This is a genomic window from Brevibacillus sp. HB1.4B (genome assembly GCF_013284285.1).
Lineage (GTDB): Bacteria > Bacillota > Bacilli > Brevibacillales > Brevibacillaceae > Brevibacillus > Brevibacillus porteri.
Genome location: NZ_JABSUT010000001.1, coordinates 592858 through 610806 on the forward strand (window position 1 = coordinate 592858; position 17949 = coordinate 610806).

The following is a 17949-nucleotide window of genomic DNA, read 5'->3' on the forward strand; positions in this document are numbered from 1 at the left end:
TAAATTGTATCCGTAATGATTAGTACTTTCTTGTAAGAATTCGAGAATGCTCTCCATCTACAGTGATTTCCCAGCCTCTTGGGATTTCATAAGCAAAGGCTGGCGAAGGATGCTTGACCGCTTCAATACTGGATTCAGTAGGGATACTGGTGATATTTACGATATGTTTTTCATAGAGACTTACATTTACCACGACCCAGCCATATGGTACAGGCTGGCCGGTACCGACCCATTTATTCTCCAGCTCTTGAGGTTGGTAGCGTTTTTTATTCTCATTTCGGATATCAATATAAGCTTGTCTCTTGCTGTTATAACCTCGACCGATTTCTACCCATCCAGAAGGGATGTTAAAGCTTAGGCTTCTTTCCACTTGCCCATAATTAGCGCCAACAATATATTTCGCTATTTCATATCCAAGCTGTGTACCGCGATGTGGCTCTTTTTCAATCGAAATCCATCCATTCGGAAAGAAAGTATCGTATGCCACTACTAACGTATCACCGTACCGCCAGTTTCCTTCAAAGATATATTTTTGTGGACGGACGATAGAGTCTTTTCCTTTTCCTACCGCATCTGCTGCTTGAGTCGGGACGAACAGGAATGATGATGCCAAGACGAGAATACCCAAACCTCTTACTACTTTTTTCATAGCTTAACTCCTCCATATGAATGCAATAAGTAAAAAAATTTCAATAAGTATGAGAATTCAAAACAAAAATTTAAATTCCTTCTTTTTATGGAAAAAAATTCTTGGTACTAAGTGGTCGAGGGAGTCGTGTCGTCGGAATGATAAAAAGTGAAACATGTTGAAACTAAAATTTGGATATGATACAATGCTGTTAAATTAATGACGGGAGCTGAAAGGTATAATGGATTCTTTTCTTGCCTAAAAAATAAAACAAAAAAGCGAAATCCTTCGCATGTTTTATTCTTTATACGCAAGAAAGTTACATTATCTTTTCACTCAATCAATATATCCATATCTAACTCTTGTTTGAGTTGGATTTGCTGTATTTATTTGAGCTACAAGAGAGGGTAACTTTCTTGTAGCTTTTCTATTTTGATACAGGAGGATGATTGTATGTCATTAATCAATGTAAATAACTTGACGTTTGCCTATGAAGGCAGTTTCGATAACATTTTTGAAAACGTGAGCTTCCAAATCGATACGGATTGGAAATTAGGGTTTACGGGAAGAAACGGGAGAGGGAAGACGACCTTTCTCAACCTGTTGCTGGGTAAATATGAATACAGCGGAAAGATTAGTGCGCATGTCAGCTTTGAATACTTTCCTTTCCAAGTCGAGAACAAAGAATATCTTACCATTGATATCGTTCAAGACATTGTCCCTGACTATCAGTTATGGGAATTAATGCGCGAGTTCTCCCTCTTAAAGGTTTCAGAGGATGTTCTATATCGTCCCTTTGAATCTTTGTCTAACGGGGAGCAAACGAAAGTGATGTTAGCTGCCTTATTTCTAAAGGAAAACAGTTTTTTGTTAATTGATGAGCCAACCAATCACCTCGACATGCATGCAAGGGAGCTCGTCAGTGATTATCTCCATTCCAAAAGCGGTTATATTTTGGTGTCCCACGACCGGGCATTTCTAGACAACTGTGTCGATCACATCCTGTCCATCAACAAGACGAACATCGAGGTGCAAAAAGGGAATTTCTCTGATTGGTGGGAAAATAAACAGCGACAGGATAACTATGAACTCGCTGAGAATGAGAAGCTCAAAAAAGACATTAAACGATTGTCGGACGCAGCCAAACGTACAAGCAACTGGTCGGACGCTGTGGAAAAGACGAAAAATGGAACGTTGAATTCCGGTTCCAAAGTAGACAAAGGGTATATTGGCCACAAGGCTGCGAAAATGATGAAGCGCTCCAAATCGATGGAGCAAAGACAGCAATCCGCCATTGATGAAAAATCGAAGCTGCTGAAAAACATTGAAAACCAGGATAGCTTAAAAATTGCACAGCTTGCTTATCATAAAAATCAACTAGCCGAACTGGAGAAGGTCTCCATTTATTACGGAGAGAAGCTCGTATGCGCAGATGTTAACTTTACGATTGAGCAAGGAGAGCGTATTGCGCTGGCGGGAAAGAACGGTTCTGGAAAATCTAGCATTCTCAAGCTCATTTGCGGGGAGAACATCGAACAAACGGGGACCTTCAGAAAGGGGAGTCAATTGAAAATCTCGTATGTTTCTCAAGACACTTCCCATCTAAAGGGCAATCTCACTGACTTTGCGCGAGACAACGAGATCGAAGAGAGCTTGTTTAAATCAATTTTGCGCAAGCTGGATTTTTCCCGGGTGCAATTCGAGAAGGATATCTCCGCTTTTAGTGGCGGGCAGAAGAAGAAAGTACTCATTGCGAAAAGTCTTTGCGAGAAAGCACATCTTCATATTTGGGATGAGCCGCTAAACTTTATTGACGTCATTTCTCGCATGCAAATCGAAGAGCTGCTCCTCGAACACTCGCCAACGATTCTTTTTGTGGAGCATGACAGGGAATTTTGCAATAACATCGCGACAAAGATCGTTGAACTGTAATAGGACGAAAAGCGTCTAAAAGGAAGAAGGTGGGGAAAACCGTTTCGTTTTCCTCACCTTCTTTTTTGTCGAAAGGGAAATTTGAGCAATCGAGAAGAAATACTGAGTAGTGAAATGTGGTAATTTTTAGATAATACTATACGAAAGAATGGCGGAGATCTGATGGGGAAAATAATTGCAAACGTAAGCAGCACATTGAATGGTATCTATACGGGACCGACAGGAGAAGAGGACAATATGGTTAGCTGGGCGTTGCCTGGAATCTTGGACGCCACAGAGGATGGTCTTGCGTTCTTCCAGAAGGTCGACGCAATCTTGATGGGGCGAGTCACCTATGAAGGTTTTGCAAGCTATTGGCCGTTCCAAGAGGGTGATTGGGCTGATGCTATGAATAAGACACAAAAGTTTGTCGTAACCAAAAATAGTGAGCCTACAGAAGTTCATTGGGGGGATTACGCCGATACGGTTACACTCCTTCATTCTGATGTCATGACAAAAATAAAGGAGCTAAAAAAACAAATCAAGGGTGATATCATTGTTACTGCAAGTGCGGGTCTTGTTCAAAGTTTGATCAATGCTGATTTACTTGATGAACTTCGAATCATTATTCATCCGGTCTTAATGGGCAGCGGCAAATATTACTTTGACAACATTCATACACGTCACGACATGAAGTTGATAGAAACCAAGCTTTACGGAAAAAGTGGATCCATACAACTGCGATATGAGATCGGAGAGGCACAAGGAGAATAAAACAAAAAAAGTCCAATTTCTCATTTCACGGATGGAGAAATTGGACTGATTGTTTTTTGCTCTAATTCGTTCGTAAAGCAGGGTACACGAAAGACTTTAACGTAACGCCCGTAAAGGAACATCCAGAAGCCTTTGGATGACCGCCACCACCGTAATGCTGGGCGATCACAGACAGATTCACGTCTTCGCGAATGGTTCGAAAGCTGATTCTGCCTTTCCCAGGATCTAGCATCGCGACGAAATCAATCATTTCCGCATTCTTACATAAGAAATTGCCTGTCGTGGAGTGATATTGTTCGAGGAAAACCACACCCACTTGATACGTTTTTGGCTCGTCTAAATCGATTTCTACCGGAATCAGCTTCATTTGCTTCAGCTTTTTTTGTTCAAATTCATCGATTCGTTTTTCTTCTGTATAAATGAGGATGGATTCTACTTCGTCAAATACGAATTGATCCGTATCAGCACCTTCACCACGCAAGCGTCCCAGCACATTTTGAACAAACGTGTCTCGCTCGACCATATAGAATAAAATGTTCAGTTGATTAGCCTGTACAGTGCCGGTTGCATCCCAGTCCCACGTATCAAAGGCACGAACCAGCTCCACATAGTCAGAGAGAACGCCAGTAGGGGTCAAATATCCCTGGTTTACCAGGTAATCATAATAAAGGCTCGTTGCCGAAGTCTTTGTCCCTGATTCTTCTGTAATAACCTGTGCCCACTCGTACTTGGAAGCCAGTGGCAGGGCGGTTGGGTGATGATCGATCAAGATAAACGCATGTCCCTGATCGACTTTTTTCTGAATGAGCGTTGCGACCTCGTCATTGACACTTACATCGGTAATCACGACATACATCTCGGAGGTAAGCTCTTCTTCGACAAACTTTTGTACGTCTTGATTGACAGTGTAAGGAGTTACCCCGCGAGAATCGACTTCTTGATTGGAAAAAGCAATTTGACTCAGGATCGCACAGGATACGCCATCCAAGTCCTTATCACTGAAATGGACGATTTTTTGATGATTCATTGAGCATCTCCTTATCAAATGAGTCCAGATTTCGTAGTTCACTACCATAAATCATTTTTCCCAGGACCGCAATAGATAGACCATCTTTATTTCAATACCCTCAATCCAGCATCGGTTAACCTCGTCCCAAAAGGCCCCCGGCTTTTCACAATATATCCACGCGATTCAAGTACATCCAATCTGCTGCGAATCTGCTGCTCGCTCAGTGGCTTTGCCCAATCCTTGCTCATCTCGGTTATTTTCCGTCGATTTGGCCTTTCGCCACGTTCAGCGATGGTTTGAATACTCCGTAAGATAAGCAGCAGCTCGTCTTCTTCATCAGGAATGACCGGCGCTTCGGTATGTGAATGATCGCTTTTTAAAAAGCTATTTTCCCACGGCATGTCCTCAATTTGGATGATATCCTCGTCACAGACAGCCAGCATGTAATCGATGGTGTTCTTTAACTCCCGCACATTTCCAAACCACGGTAGGGTAGTGAGCCTCTCGATGACTTCCGGCTTGATAGTCACTTGTGGGTGTACGCTTTGTCGGATAAAATGCCGAACGAGCAGCGGGATGTCATCGGTTCGAGTTCGCAGGGAGGGGAGATCGACAAAGAGAACACGTAGCCGATGATACAAATCTTCCCGAAAAGTCCCTTGTTCGATCATATGCAGCAAATTTTTGTTAGTGGCAGCAATGATCCGAACATCGATTGGAATGATTTGGCTTCCCCCGATTCGCATAATCTCTTTTTCCTGCAGGACCCGCAGAAGTCGTGCCTGTAGCTTCAGGCTACTGTCACCGATTTCGTCCAAAAAGATCGTGCCGCCGTTTGCTTGCTCGAACAAGCCAACTTTTCCACCTTTTTTAGCCCCTGTGAATGCACCGTCATCATAGCCGAACAGCTCGCTTTCCATCAAATCCTCAGAAATGGCGCTGAAATTGACAGCGAGAAACGGCCTCTTATCCCGCAGCGATGCGTTGTGGATGGCACTCGCAAAAAGTTCCTTGCCCGTGCCGCTCTCTCCTTGGATCAGGAGGGTGAGGTCTGTTTTTGCCAGTTTTTTTGCCTTTTCCTTTGTGCGCGTGAGGATTGAGCTTTCCCCAATCATATCGTCAAATGTGTATTTGGCCACAAAGCCTTTCTTTTTCAATTCGGAGCGCAGCGATCTTTCCAACTCGATTGTCTTTCTCGCATTCTTGAACGTAGCGACGAGTGATTGGTCATTGTTTAAAGGGAAGCGGTGAACAATGACTTCAACCTCACCGAACGTAAACCAGCGATCCTCTTCCTGTGAGAGGGCAAATAAAAAGTCGATGAGCTCAGGATGATCCATGACATCACGAATATGTCTGCCAATAACACGCTTGGCAGAGACACCGAGCAGAAGGCCGAGCTCCTCATTGAAGACCGTGATCTTACCATCTTGCGTAATTGTCAAGATCCCGTCGTTTACGCCATCCAGCACCTCATTCAAATGCTTATTCAAATCTGTGGCGATCTGGTTGGCATCAGCCAGCCGCTTGCTCAATTGAATGATTTTACGCAAATAGCGCTGAGAGATCACATCTCCTGGCCCGTTCAGCTGGAAATGGTCGAGTATTTGATGAATCGTCGAGATGTCCATCAGGCGGGGACCGATACTCACTACATCTTGAACATGGTCAGGGATTAGCTCGAACGCCCCTGGTGTCACTGCGAGATCAATTTTTTCTACGTGCGGAATGCCGGGATAATACGGTATGTAATGAATGTGGTCAATCCCCAGCTTTTTCAGTGATTCAATGGACTCCAAACATGTTTCTAAGGAGTCATTGACGTAATAAGCTTTGGTTCCAGCTGGTAAGTATAAGAGCCTGTCGATGTTTTCGTAATTGATGATCCTATTGGCGATGATGAGCTTGCAATTTGTTCCAAGGCATGCTCTTATTTTTGGCTCTTCTAATACGAGCGGGTGGGAGAGGACGACCAATTGATTATGAAGGGTTGTTGGAAGCTCCTCCTCGACGGAATAACTACTCATCCGCACATACCCGTCCATAATCTCCTGAAGTTGATTGACAAGCGCGATTCGGGTGTCTTTGCTGCCAGCTAGTAAAATGAATTCGTTCATCATGCCTTCCTCGCTTTTGGTTATTTGGGTGTGTTTGGTTGAATTAATTGCAAGAAATAACCGAATATTCTATATCGTAAACCAAATAGTATTTCATTGCACGATTAATTGATGGAGAAAACCAGCAAATATCAACGGTTCAGGACGAGGAAGCAGCATAGACTGCTGCCTATTTTTTTGGCATAGATCATGCTAATTAATTCAGTAGTTTCACTTCATTGATAGAAAGGGGAGAGATTTACGTGCAGATGAGAAGAAGAGTGAGATTACTCACAGTCAGCTTTTTGATGGCAACAGCCATGCTATCTGCCTGTACGAGCAATTCTGGTCAACCCCCGCCAACAAGCGGACCAGCGCCTGGAAATGCTCAACAACAAGAAGTACCAGCAATGGCAGTACGAAATGCGGAATTAACAGTGGCTCTTGAAGCGGAGGCCACCTCACTTGATCCTTGGAATTCCACGGATAGCAACACGCTGCATATTTTGTCCACGATGTTCGAAGGATTGCTTACGCTGGATGAAAATCGGGAGGTTGTCCCTATTCTTGCAACCGATTACAAATTAAGCGCTGATGCAACTTCTCTGACTTTTCATTTACGCAAAGGAATCCTTTTTCATGACGGTTCACCCTTTGATGCAGAAGTAGTGAAAAAGAATCTGGATTACGTACGCAACAAGGAGAATGGCATGGCAAGAGCGAGCTTCTTTGGATTTATCAAGGAGGTTACTGTAGTAGACCCGTACACGATCACTGTTGTGGCGAAAGAACCCAATTCTGCGATGGTTGCCTATATGGCACATCCTTCTGCCAGCTTTAAATCGCTGAAAGAATTGCAAAAAAAGATCGATGATCCGAAATACAACTTGGACCGCAATCCAGTAGGGACAGGACCCTACCAATTCCGCGAATGGAAGAACGGGCAGTTTGTGAAGGTAGCTGCCTTTGATGGTTACTGGGATAAAGAGAAGCCGGCAAAGCTAGCAGGGATTCTGTTTAAGCCTGTGACGGAGTCGAGTACACGGGTCAATATGCTCAAAGCCAGCGAAGTAGACATTGTGACAAGTTTGCCGACCCTGGATGCGCGGAGTATGGGAACAGATCCGAATCTGGATGTTTACTCCGGTCCATCGCTCAACATGATTTATGTCGGTATGAATACAAAGCTGGATAAGTACAAGGACAAGCGGGTGAGGCAGGCGATGAACTACGCGATCAACAAAGAACAATTGATCAGTCAGGTTGCTGACGGTTTTGGCACAGTTGCCGATTCACCGCTTTCGCCATTGGTAAAAGGCTACGCGAAACAGCAAGGCTATCCGTACAACGTTGACAAAGCGAAACAGCTTTTGACAGAGGCTGGTTATCCAGATGGTTTCGCAGCTACGTTGTGGACGCGCAATTCAACGGAATTCGTCGCGATTGCTGAAAATATCAAAATGCAGCTGCAAGCTGTAGGGATCAAAGTAGAGGTGCAAGCTTACGAGAGCGGCACGCTATTTGAAAGGCTGGATGCCGGAGAGGGAACGGATCTCTATATTGGGCGATGGGGTACGGGTACAGCGGAAGCGGATTGGGGAATGCGACCGAACTTTGCATCTGACCGAATTCCACCGAACTATAATAACTCTGGCTATTATCAGAACCAACAAGTCGATCAGCTGCTAAATGAAGCATTGAAAGCAACGGCCAACAGCATGGCACAGCAAAAATACACCGAAGCACAAAAAGTCATCATGGATGAAGCCCCATGGATATTCCTGTACGTCCCGGATGTGGTGATCGCAAAACGGAAAAATGTCTTGGATGTTGGGGTTACTCTTGATACAGTTCGTCTCCAGGCTGCATACAAACAATAAGTTAGTTTTCTAAAGAGAAGGTGTAGGAAATGGCTAGATATATTTTTGGTCGCATATTGGGCATGATTCCCATTTTAGTGATCATCTCGATCCTTTCTTTTTTGTTCGTACATCTTACCCCTGGCGACCCGATCCGCATCATGTACGGTGCGGAAATGGATATGGCCACCTATGAGAAAGTAAAAGCGAATCTAGGCTTTCATGATCCACTCTATGTGCAGTACGGTCGTTATCTTCAGCAAATTTTGTCCGGCGATTTCGGTGTTTCCTATAAAACAAAGACCAATGTGTCTGACGAGATCGGTAAGCGGTTCTTATACACGCTTGGATTAACGTTTGCCGCCATGTTCTGGGCGCTGATTATAGGCCTGGTTGTCGGAATTTATTCAGCGGCTCGGCGCAAGTCGATTTGGGATCGCATCGGGATTATCTCAACCACGACGATCATTAGCATTCCGGAGTTTTGGTTCGGACTCATGCTCATGCAAATGTTTGCCGTGCAGTTGGGGTGGTTCCCAACCAGTGGCAGCGGAACCTTTGCGCACCTTCTGCTTCCGTCGATAACACTAGGATTCGGAGTGTCTGCGATCATTGCCCGCTTTACACGCTCCAGTGTCCTTGAAGTATTACAGGAAGATTTTGTACGCACAGCCAAGGCAAAAGGGCAGCGAGAGTCAGTCATCATTTGGACGCATGTATTGCGTAATGCGCTGATTCCCGTGATCACGATGACTGGGTTGCAATTTGGTTTTTTGCTCGGAGGAGCAGTCGTAGTTGAGCAAGTTTTTGCCTGGCCAGGGCTGGGATCGTATTTGATTGATTCCGTTCTCGCTCGCGATTATCCGGCCATGCAAGCGCTCATTCTGCTCTTTTCCGTCCAGTTTCTCATCGTCAATCTTCTTGTAGATATCAGCTACAGTCTTGTGAATCCGCAAATCCGTTATGAATAACAAAGAGGAGCAGACGAATGAAAAGTCAGAATACTCACTCTCCCATTCAGCTATTTTTGAAAAAGTTCAAGAAACAGACGATGGCGGTAGTAGCCTTCTGGATATTAATCGGCATCTTTCTGCTAGGGTTGGCAGGGCCATGGATCACACCCTATGATCCGAATCGGCCTGTGACAGAGCAGTATGAGGAAAAGGGAATCGACAAAACGAAAGAATTGACCGGATCGATTCAAATAAGCGGGATCATGAGTGATGGTACAGAACGCCCTGTGTCTGAGCTTATGCTGCAAAGTACGAACCGACAGATTTCCACCGTCAGTGAATCGAATGGCTCGATCACCATAACACCAGTCGGGCAAGGAAGCACAACGGTGCTGATGGCAAAAGGAGATATCGCTACGCAGATCAAGCTAGACGTTTCTGCAGAGGACTCCCCACCGATTCTTACGCAGCTGCTGCTTCAAGGTCCGGCAGGCATGGTAAAGAAGGGGGACATCTTCCAGCTTGAGCTAGAGGCCAGACTTTCAAATGATGTTAAGCTGATCGGCTTAGAACAAATTCGTAGCAACCTGAAACAAGTAGTGGGGGCGAACAAGGCTGTCTCACAAGAAAACAACGGGTTCGTAACAGCCAAGAAAAAGCAATCGGAAGAGGACGGACAAATTCATTACCAGTCGACAGATGAAAAAGTAGTACGTGTAACGCCTGATGGGATGGTGACCGCGCTTGGTCAGGGTATCGGGCAAGTGAAAGTATCAATCGGGCCTGTATCTACCATTGTCCCGATAGCTGTTGAAACATCGATGCAAGAGCCTGTACTCGTCCAAATACAGCCTAGTCAGACGCATATCGCACTTATGGACAATAGGAAACATCAACAGCCATCCCTACTGCACTGGTTCGGAACCGATCATCAAAATCGGGATATCTTCAGTCGTGTCTTGGCTGGGACTCGTGAAACACTGTTCATTGGTTTCGTATCTGTCGGGATCGGTGCTGTTATTGGGACGCTGCTTGGCCTATTAGCTGGATATTACGGAAGGTGGATTGACTCGATCATTACGCGTCTAACCGATATTTTGTTGGCGTTTCCGGGGATATTGCTCGCGATCGCAGTGATTGCCGTGCTAGGGGCTGGGATGGTTAACATTATTTTTGCAGTAGCAGTTTTTACGGTTCCCATCTTCATCCGCATCGTCAGAGGGAGTGCTTTAGCGTTAAAGCAAATGACGTATGTGGAAGCGGCTAAATCAATCGGTGTGCAGGATTTTGTGATTATCATACGGCATATTTTGCCCGGTATGCTTCCTGTGGTCATGGTTTATTTGACGATGAGAATTGGTACAGCGATTCTGCTTGGAGCTGCTCTTAGCTTTCTCGGTCTAGGTGGAGACATAACAGCTCCGGAATGGGGGGCGATGTTGAGTGCAGCCAAAGACAACAGCCGGAATTTTTTCTACCCAACATTTTTTCCTGGGATCGCCATTGTACTGACTGTCGTCTGCTTCAATTTGTTTGGCGACGGTCTGCGAGATACGCTCGATCCCAAGCTAAAGGAGTAGAAGTGAACGAATGAATACGCCTATTTTAGAGGTCAACCAGTTACAGGTTTCTTTTAAGAAAGAAAAGGAAGAGATAACTGTCGTCAACGGTATTTCCTTTATTGTTCATGCGGGTGAAACCTTGGGGATCGTCGGAGAATCCGGTTGCGGCAAAAGCATTACCTCACTATCGATCATGCGCCTGATCAGCCCACCCGGCCGCATTACGAATGGACAAATTGTTTATAACAACAGGGATTTGACCCAACTCTCCGAGGAAGAAATGCGTGTGGTCCGAGGAAACGAGATCGCGATGATTTTCCAGGAGCCGATGACCTCCTTAAACCCTGTTTTTACGATCGGCCGACAAATCGATGAGATTATTCTACTTCATACGTGCGCATCCAAACAGGAAGCAAAAGAACAATCCATTGAGATGCTAAAGCGCGTCGGTATATCCCGTGCTGAGCAAATCTACCGAAGCTATCCGTTCGAATTGTCGGGTGGAATGCGGCAACGGGTAATGATTGCGATTGGGATGGCATGCCAGCCAAAGCTGTTGATTGCGGATGAACCAACAACGGCGCTGGATGTAACGATTCAATTGCAAATCTTAGACCTGATGAAAAAATTGCAAGAAAAAGAAAATACAGCCATCATGCTAATCACTCATGACCTGGGGGTGGTCGCTGAGATGTGTGATCGCGTTCTGGTGATGTATGCAGGAGAAGTCGTGGAAGAAGCTGACGTCGATGATTTATTCCATAATCCTAAGCATCCTTATACCATTGGTCTACTGCAATCCATGCCCTCTTCAGTAGAAAAGAGAAGCCGCTTATATACGATCAAAGGGCAAGTCCCGCCAGCAGGGTCGATTACCAAGGGTTGTCGCTTTGCAGAACGGTGCGATCGTGTTATTGACCGTTGCTGGGTGGAAGACCCCGCGATCGTTTCGGTCGGCAATAATCATACGTGCCGCTGCTGGTTACATGCCTAGGAGAACGGGAGGTGTTGGGATGGACCCATTAGTAGAAGTACAACAGTTACAGGTGTTTTATCCAGGGAAGAGCAAGCTGCTGCAAAAAACGAAGAGTGTAGTGAAGGCCGTCGATCATGTTTCGTTTACCATCAATCAAGGAGAGACGCTCGGGCTGGTAGGAGAATCCGGATGTGGAAAATCGACGATGGGCAGGGCGATTTTGAACCTGATAAAACCAACTTCAGGAGATATCAGCTTTGCAGGCAGGAGTCTGTCCTCCTTATCAGCGAGTGAACTGAGGCAACAGCGCAAGCATTTTCAAATGGTGTTCCAAGATCCATTCTCGTCGCTTAACCCACGATTGACGGTAAAGGAAATTCTAGATGAGCCGCTAAAAGCCCATAGATTGGGTGATGAACATCAGCGTTTGGAAAAAATACATCATATGATGGAGGTTTGCGGGTTAAATCGCACGTATGCTGAGCGGTATGCTCATGAATTTTCGGGTGGGCAGCGGCAACGAATTGGCATTGCTCGTGCACTGATTCTTCAACCACAGCTAGTAGTGGCTGATGAACCCGTCTCTGCACTAGATGTATCGATCCAGTCGCAAATCTTAAATCTCATGCAGGATTTACAAGAAGAATTTCAACTGACTTACTTGTTCATTTCCCATGATCTCGGGGTAGTTCGGCATATATGCAATCGTGTAGGAGTCATGTATTTAGGGAGAATGGCGGAGCTTGCGACAACGGAACAATTGTACGCCAATCCATTACACCCTTATACCAAGACGTTGTTATCCGCCATCCCAGTGGCAGATCCCCGATTGAGGAAAGAACGAATCATTTTGCAAGGGGACGTGCCTTTACCAGCCAACTCTCCACTGGGCTGCGCTTTTGCCAGTAGATGTCCGAATGTGATGGAGATATGCAAAGAAATCAGACCAGATATGCAGCAGGTAACCGATTCGCATAGTGTGGCTTGTCATCTCTATGTCTGATCAAAAAGGAAACCATAGATAGGAGAGAATATAGCATGAGCTTAGCTACTGTTCAGCGTCTGATAGTGGAGCGTAAAGAACTTTATTTACAGCAACTGTTTGCCTTGTTGAAACAGAAAAGCATAAGTACAACCAATGTAGGCGTACGAGAATGTGCGGAGCTGTTGAATGAGATGATGCAGGCATGTGGGATACAGAGTCGCCTAATGGAAACAGCGGGACATCCAATTGTATATGGAGAATGGATAAAGGCTGAGAATGCATTCACAGTATTGATCTATGGTCACTATGATGTCCAGCCCCCTGAGCCGCTCGAGGAATGGCTGTCGCCACCCTTTGAACCGAACATACGAGACGGAAGGATTTATTGTCGAGGAGTAGGAGACAACAAAGGTCAGTTAATGGCTCAGGTACTGGCGATTCAAACGTATTTGGACAGCTTTGGTGAGTTGCCAGTCAATGTGAAGCTGGTATTTGAAGGGGAGGAGGAAAACAGTAGTCCTCATCTCGCGACTTTCGTTGAAGAGAATAAAGAGCTATTGGCATGTGACCTTGTTTACACATCAGATGGGCCCATGCATGGAAGTGGTATCCCTTCTGTTGAGTTAGGTGTCAGGGGTATTCTTGGTGTCGAACTGGTAGCACACGGAGCAAAATGGGATCATCATTCGGGAAATATGGGAAATATCGCACCCAATCCGGCATGGATGCTTATTGACTTGTTAAAAACGATGCGTGATGAGCAAGGGAGGGTGCTAATCGAAGGATTTTACGATAATATCCGCCAACCGACTGCCTATGAGCTGGATTTGCTTCGCAAGCTTCCTTTTGAACGTGAGGTGTTAATCGAGCAGATCGGATATCCAGATATCGAAGCGGATGCCGAAACCTTTTATCGCTTGGTATCCTTGGAACCGACTTTCAATATTTGCGGTTTTCACAGTGGATACGGGGGAGACGGCTCCAAGACGATTATTCCTGCCACTGCGCGTGTGAAAATGGATATACGGCTAGTCATCGATCAAGACCCAGACGATATTTTTCAAAAGCTTTGCGAACATGTGAAAAAACACAATCCTTCCATAGAGGTCTTGCATCAAGGAGAAATGAAACCTTCACGTACTTCTGCTGAACTAGAGATCGTGAAAGTGGTTACACAGGCAGTCAGAGATGCGTACAGAGTAGATCCTCTTCTTGTACCTGGAGTCGGCGGGAGCCTCCCCGATTATGTCTGGACTCAGATTCTCGGAGTCCCATCCGTGATGGTCCCGTATGCGAACGCAGATGAGGCGAATCATGCGCCGAATGAAAATATGAAAGTGGCCCTTTTTTATCAGGGCATTTCATGTACATGCCATGTGATTCATCGATTAGGGGAGCTTTCAAAGTAAGAATCAATAAGTAGTAATTTGCTATTCATATCCATATGTAATATAATGCTTGGGTTAATAGCACTCCACGTATCAGTAACGGCACGGGCGTGTTCGCGATTGTTCGCGATCGCCCTTATTTCTAATACGCGAATAAAACAGTGGAGAGAGAATATAGAAAAGGTGATCCTCAACATGAAAAAGTCTACATTGATCCCAGCTGCACTTCTGTTAGCAGTCCTGACTGCTTGCGGCAACACGCAAACTGCAGAGCAACCAGCAAAACAAGATCAAGCGGCAACAGGTACCCAACAACCAGCAGGTGAAGCAACTACGCAAAAACCTGAAGAAGCGAAAAAAGAAGAGCAACAGGTGATCGTTGCTCCACAAGAAATCGTTGTGTACAAGCAAGGGGAAAAAACATCCCTGAAGCCGGAAGATGACAAGTTCAAGGAAATTCTTGCACTAATGAATAAACGTTTTGAAACACCTGCGGACCAAATGCGTTTTGATGACAGCACCCAAGCGGTGGAGAAGGACAAGAAAGAGGCTTTGGCAGTTGAATTCAACTACGCTGAAGTAACGACAAACACTTTGCCAGCGACTGTTGGAACTGATAACAAAGCAGAAGTAAAGGCGAAGACACTGTTCTTCGTATTGAGCGGAGACAACAAAAACCATATGTTTGATTCAGAAGATGGCAAAGCTTATGGAACAGCACCGTTGCACTTGACCGAATCCACTGAACTGACTGAGCTGTTGAATAAGTAAGCCAATTACCCAGACTGTCGAGCAATCGGCAGTCTTTTTGCTATAAGAAATACCTGATCAAAGATAACCCTCTTGATCTTGGGTCAATCGATCAAGAGGGAAGGGCATGATAAACTATTTCCTTTTTTGATCCGGTTCCGATTGCACGACAGTTAATGCCGTATCGTCATCGGTTTCCACCAGATGCTTCAACATAGAGAGCTTATTGTTCCAAAACTGCTCGTAAAAGGAAAGCCATTGCTTTACTTCTGTTAGGGGACCGGGATGCAACCGATAGATTTTCTCGCGACCTACCTTATGTCCCGTAACCAAATCTGCGTCAGCAAGTATATGAAGATGCTTGACCACAGCCGTTCGGCTTATGGGGAAATGAGAGGTAATTGAAGAGATAGGCAATTCTTTTTCAGCTAGCAAGCGAAGTACTTCTCGACGAGTAGGGTCAGCGATCGCTTGAAATACATCAACCTTTTCTGCTGAAGCAGACATTTAGCCCTCCACAACCTTTTTCAGACGCTCGTGAACAATTCCAACCCAACCTTGATTCATCTTCTCACGAATCATTGCGCTCTTCGCGTTTGCTTTTCCGATGATCTCATCTGCCGCTTTCCATCCACCATGAATAAGGGTAAACTCCGTTTTATCTCCCAGGTCTTTTAAAAGAAACGAGACTACCCAACCGTCTGTATCCCAAGCAAAAGAAAGGCGATGAGGTGCTTCTACTTCCAACACTTTGCATGGGGACGGTCCAAAAGGCGATTGAATATGAAACTCGTGACCTACCACTGGTTGAAAATCATTCGGCATAAACCAAGCAGAAATGGCTTCCGCAGTGGATACTTTCTCCCATACCTTTTGAATAGGGGCGTCGAAAACAATGGTTTGTTTAATATCTTCTACGGTTTGTTGATTGTTCTGTTCCACGATAAATCTCTCCGTTTCGTAGTGAAAATATAACACCTTTTGGTTTTACTTCATGATGATATAACACCATTTGGTTTTATGTAAATGGTATTTTTCCTCCAATGATCAACGTTTATACAAAAAAAGGAGATCAGATTTACTGAAGCTCCTTTGTCATATTCATGCATCGACGCATTATTTGCTTATTCTTTATATTGATTCGCCTGGGCTTGAAGTTCTTTTAAAAATTCCTTACCGACTTTGGAAAAGTATTGGTTTTTTCGTTTGATGCAATAATAGGAGACCACGGGCTCTGTTGCAATGACGGGCTTACAAATAATATCTTCCCCTTGAAAAAATGGATCAGCTTTCGTCGTTAGGCAGGTTTCAAAGCCCAATGCCAATCCTTGTGAGATGAAATGTTTTTTTGTTTCATAATTTTGAGATTGAACCAAAAAATTGATTTTATCAAACTCCCCAAAAATATAGGCATGAAATTTTTTTGTGTCACTCAAATTGGTTGATCCAACAAGCGGGTAGTTATATAGATCCTCCATGTAAAGAATGTCTTTGGATGCCAATTCCGAATCCTTTCGAAAGCAAACCATCATGGAGGTATCGGTGAGATGTGTTGTGGTAAGTAGTTGGTTTTCTTCGTGGGAGGAGGGAAATGAGTAGATAATGCCAATGTCGACATCACCATTTAAAACGTCTTTTCGAACTTGCGTAAGATGTGCTTCTTTCACGTGAAGATGGACTTTTGGGTATTTCAAATTAATAGAAGCCAATGTTTTTGGGATGATGGTTCTACAGATGCCAGGGACAGTTGAGATGGATAGCTGTCCTTCGAACTTGGAAGAATCATATTTCGCCTCGTTTTTAAATTCCTCGATATGGATTAATATTTCCTGTGCACGAGCGATCAGCTTTTTACCCAGTTCAGTTGGCTCTAATCCTGTTCGAGATCGATCAAAAATCTTTACACCCAGCTCCTCCTCCAAACTGCTGATCGCAAGGCTTATACCTGGAGAAGATACAAAAAGTCGTTCGGCTGTATTCGCAATCGATCCCGTTTTTGCTATTTCAGTTATGTAGATTAGTTGCTCGATTCGCATAGCTTCACCTCAGTACCATTGATTTTCAAGTAGACTGTTTAGGCTTGCTTATATGAGCCATTAATATTTACATAACGAACCTTTTCATTTCTAAACTTTAAAAATAGATAATACCAGAATATCATGAATACAAGATTCCGAACAATCAGAATTATCGTTTTAATGACATTTGACCAAACTTGGTCCGAGTACGCAAAGAGGTGAGTCGTATGAAGGAAAAAAACATCGTGACTACTATGGAAAACAAAGTCTGCATCATCAAATTGAACAGGCCAGAAATCAGAAATCCTTTAACGGAAGTGGCATGGGAACTACTCGATACCTTTAGGGAAATTCAATATGACGACCAAGTCAAAGCGGTTATCATCACGGGTACAGAACGTGCGTTTAGTGCTGGTGGCAATTTGAACAACGTTCAGGGCGATACTTCGAATGCCTTTTCTACCCGTAAAAGAATGAAACAGTATTATGAGCTGCTCCACATGATGAGAAAAGTGGAAAAACCCATGATAGCAGCAGTAAATGGCGCCGCAGCAGGAGCAGGAGTCAGTCTGGCATTAGCCTGTGACTTGGTGATTGCAGCCCGTTCCGCTTTCTTCATTCAAAGTTTCGTGAAAGTGGGGGCACTTCCCGATTTCGGTGGGATTCATTTTTTAACACAATCATTAGGGCCTCACCGAGCAAAAGAACTGATGATGTTGGGAGAGCGCATCTCGGCAGAACAAGCATACCAACTCGGGTTGGTGAATGAAGTAGTCGATGATGACATCTTACTGGAACGGGCATGTTCCATAGCGCAAAAGATTGCAGAAGGGCCAAGCTTGTCAATTGGACTGATCAAACAACTCGTTCACTATAGCGCAAATGTCAGCTTAGAAGAATTTTTGGAGTTGGAAGCCTTTGGTCAAGGAGTATGTTTTCAGACGGAAGATTTGAAAGAAGGAGTTACTGCATTTTTTGAAAAACGGGCTCCACAATTTAAAGGGAAATAATGTGAGATTTCCTTGTTGGTGAGGTGCGTC

At 44.6% G+C, this 17949-nt stretch carries 16 protein-coding genes; 10 read left to right on the plus strand and 6 right to left on the minus strand.

The features are described from left to right. Positions 1–19: 19 nt before the first annotated feature. Positions 20–649, minus strand: coding sequence for a hypothetical protein (locus HP398_RS02940; protein ID WP_173621775.1), 630 nt, complete (start codon positions 647–649; stop codon positions 20–22). A 432-nt stretch (positions 650–1081) separates the two neighbouring features. On the opposite strand from HP398_RS02940, the gene HP398_RS02945 reads away from it, so the two are divergent. Continuing rightward, a complete protein-coding gene (locus tag HP398_RS02945) occupies positions 1082–2560 on the plus strand; it encodes an Lsa family ABC-F type ribosomal protection protein (protein ID WP_173621776.1) in 1479 nt (492 codons plus the stop codon). Between the two features lie 162 nt (positions 2561–2722). Next, a complete protein-coding gene (locus HP398_RS02950) occupies positions 2723–3313 on the plus strand; it encodes a dihydrofolate reductase family protein (protein WP_173621777.1) in 591 nt (196 codons plus the stop codon). Between the two features lie 61 nt (positions 3314–3374). On the opposite strand, the gene HP398_RS02955 is transcribed toward HP398_RS02950, so the two are convergent. Continuing rightward, the gene (locus tag HP398_RS02955; RefSeq protein WP_017248433.1) at positions 3375–4340 is read right to left on the minus strand and encodes a DHH family phosphoesterase; all 966 of its coding nucleotides are present in this window, start codon (positions 4338–4340) and stop codon (positions 3375–3377) included. Positions 4341–4426: 86 nt separating this feature from the next. Then, positions 4427–6439: a sigma-54 interaction domain-containing protein gene (locus HP398_RS02960; protein ID WP_017248434.1), complete on the minus strand. Its 2013-nt coding sequence runs from the start codon at positions 6437–6439 to the stop codon at positions 4427–4429. Between the two features lie 248 nt (positions 6440–6687). On the opposite strand from HP398_RS02960, the gene HP398_RS02965 reads away from it, so the two are divergent. From HP398_RS02965 to HP398_RS02995, 7 genes are all read left to right on the plus strand, one after another. After that, positions 6688–8298 carry a glutathione ABC transporter substrate-binding protein gene (locus HP398_RS02965; protein WP_217368519.1) on the plus strand — a complete coding sequence of 537 codons (1611 nt, stop codon included), beginning with the start codon at positions 6688–6690 and terminating at the stop codon, positions 8296–8298. Between the two features lie 29 nt (positions 8299–8327). Further along, entirely contained in the window at positions 8328–9248 is a 921-nt protein-coding gene (gene nikB, locus HP398_RS02970; protein ID WP_017248436.1) for a nickel ABC transporter permease, read from the plus strand. A 17-nt stretch (positions 9249–9265) separates the two neighbouring features. Beyond that, positions 9266–10810, plus strand: coding sequence for an ABC transporter permease (locus HP398_RS02975; RefSeq protein ID WP_173621779.1), 1545 nt, complete (start codon positions 9266–9268; stop codon positions 10808–10810). A gap of 10 nt (positions 10811–10820) precedes the next feature. Next, the gene (locus HP398_RS02980) at positions 10821–11786 is read left to right on the plus strand and encodes an ABC transporter ATP-binding protein (RefSeq protein WP_026043082.1); all 966 of its coding nucleotides are present in this window, start codon (positions 10821–10823) and stop codon (positions 11784–11786) included. A 19-nt stretch (positions 11787–11805) separates the two neighbouring features. After that, entirely contained in the window at positions 11806–12771 is a 966-nt protein-coding gene (locus HP398_RS02985) for an ABC transporter ATP-binding protein (protein ID WP_173621780.1), read from the plus strand. A 35-nt stretch (positions 12772–12806) separates the two neighbouring features. Continuing rightward, the gene (locus tag HP398_RS02990; protein WP_173621781.1) at positions 12807–14162 is read left to right on the plus strand and encodes a M20/M25/M40 family metallo-hydrolase; all 1356 of its coding nucleotides are present in this window, start codon (positions 12807–12809) and stop codon (positions 14160–14162) included. A 174-nt stretch (positions 14163–14336) separates the two neighbouring features. After that, entirely contained in the window at positions 14337–14912 is a 576-nt protein-coding gene (locus tag HP398_RS02995; RefSeq protein WP_173621782.1) for a hypothetical protein, read from the plus strand. 114 nt (positions 14913–15026) lie between these two features. Here HP398_RS02995 and HP398_RS03000 read toward each other — a convergent pair whose 3' ends face one another. The 3 genes from HP398_RS03000 to HP398_RS03010 all read right to left on the minus strand — a co-directional run bounded on the left by HP398_RS03000 (position 15027) and on the right by HP398_RS03010 (position 16927). After that, a complete protein-coding gene (locus HP398_RS03000) occupies positions 15027–15398 on the minus strand; it encodes an ArsR/SmtB family transcription factor (protein ID WP_173621783.1) in 372 nt (123 codons plus the stop codon). Then, entirely contained in the window at positions 15399–15833 is a 435-nt protein-coding gene (locus HP398_RS03005; RefSeq protein WP_144615613.1) for an SRPBCC family protein, read from the minus strand. 182 nt (positions 15834–16015) lie between these two features. Then, positions 16016–16927: a LysR family transcriptional regulator gene (locus HP398_RS03010; protein WP_017248442.1), complete on the minus strand. Its 912-nt coding sequence runs from the start codon at positions 16925–16927 to the stop codon at positions 16016–16018. A gap of 209 nt (positions 16928–17136) precedes the next feature. Here HP398_RS03010 and HP398_RS03015 point away from each other — a divergent pair, with 209 nt between their 5' ends. After that, complete coding sequence (locus HP398_RS03015; RefSeq protein WP_173621784.1) at positions 17137–17919, plus strand: enoyl-CoA hydratase/isomerase family protein; 783 nt, start codon at positions 17137–17139, stop codon at positions 17917–17919. Positions 17920–17949: the final 30 nt, after the last annotated feature.

Excerpts from the sequence above, each read along its gene's own strand:
- HP398_RS02940 (WP_173621775.1), bottom strand. The coding sequence starts at position 649 with ATGAAAAAAGTAGTAAGAGGTTTGGGTATTCTCGTCTTGGCATCATCA.
- HP398_RS02945 (WP_173621776.1), top strand. The coding sequence starts at position 1,082 with ATGTCATTAATCAATGTAAATAACTTGACGTTTGCCTATGAAGGCAGT.
- HP398_RS02950 (WP_173621777.1), top strand. The coding sequence starts at position 2,723 with ATGGGGAAAATAATTGCAAACGTAAGCAGCACATTGAATGGTATCTAT.
- HP398_RS02955 (WP_017248433.1), bottom strand. The coding sequence starts at position 4,340 with ATGAATCATCAAAAAATCGTCCATTTCAGTGATAAGGACTTGGATGGC.
- HP398_RS02960 (WP_017248434.1), bottom strand. The coding sequence starts at position 6,439 with ATGAACGAATTCATTTTACTAGCTGGCAGCAAAGACACCCGAATCGCG.
- HP398_RS02965 (WP_217368519.1), top strand. The coding sequence starts at position 6,688 with ATGAGAAGAAGAGTGAGATTACTCACAGTCAGCTTTTTGATGGCAACA.
- nikB (WP_017248436.1), top strand. The coding sequence starts at position 8,328 with ATGGCTAGATATATTTTTGGTCGCATATTGGGCATGATTCCCATTTTA.
- HP398_RS02975 (WP_173621779.1), top strand. The coding sequence starts at position 9,266 with ATGAAAAGTCAGAATACTCACTCTCCCATTCAGCTATTTTTGAAAAAG.
- HP398_RS02980 (WP_026043082.1), top strand. The coding sequence starts at position 10,821 with ATGAATACGCCTATTTTAGAGGTCAACCAGTTACAGGTTTCTTTTAAG.
- HP398_RS02985 (WP_173621780.1), top strand. The coding sequence starts at position 11,806 with ATGGACCCATTAGTAGAAGTACAACAGTTACAGGTGTTTTATCCAGGG.
- HP398_RS02990 (WP_173621781.1), top strand. The coding sequence starts at position 12,807 with ATGAGCTTAGCTACTGTTCAGCGTCTGATAGTGGAGCGTAAAGAACTT.
- HP398_RS02995 (WP_173621782.1), top strand. The coding sequence starts at position 14,337 with ATGAAAAAGTCTACATTGATCCCAGCTGCACTTCTGTTAGCAGTCCTG.
- HP398_RS03000 (WP_173621783.1), bottom strand. The coding sequence starts at position 15,398 with ATGTCTGCTTCAGCAGAAAAGGTTGATGTATTTCAAGCGATCGCTGAC.
- HP398_RS03010 (WP_017248442.1), bottom strand. The coding sequence starts at position 16,927 with ATGCGAATCGAGCAACTAATCTACATAACTGAAATAGCAAAAACGGGA.
- HP398_RS03015 (WP_173621784.1), top strand. The coding sequence starts at position 17,137 with ATGAAGGAAAAAAACATCGTGACTACTATGGAAAACAAAGTCTGCATC.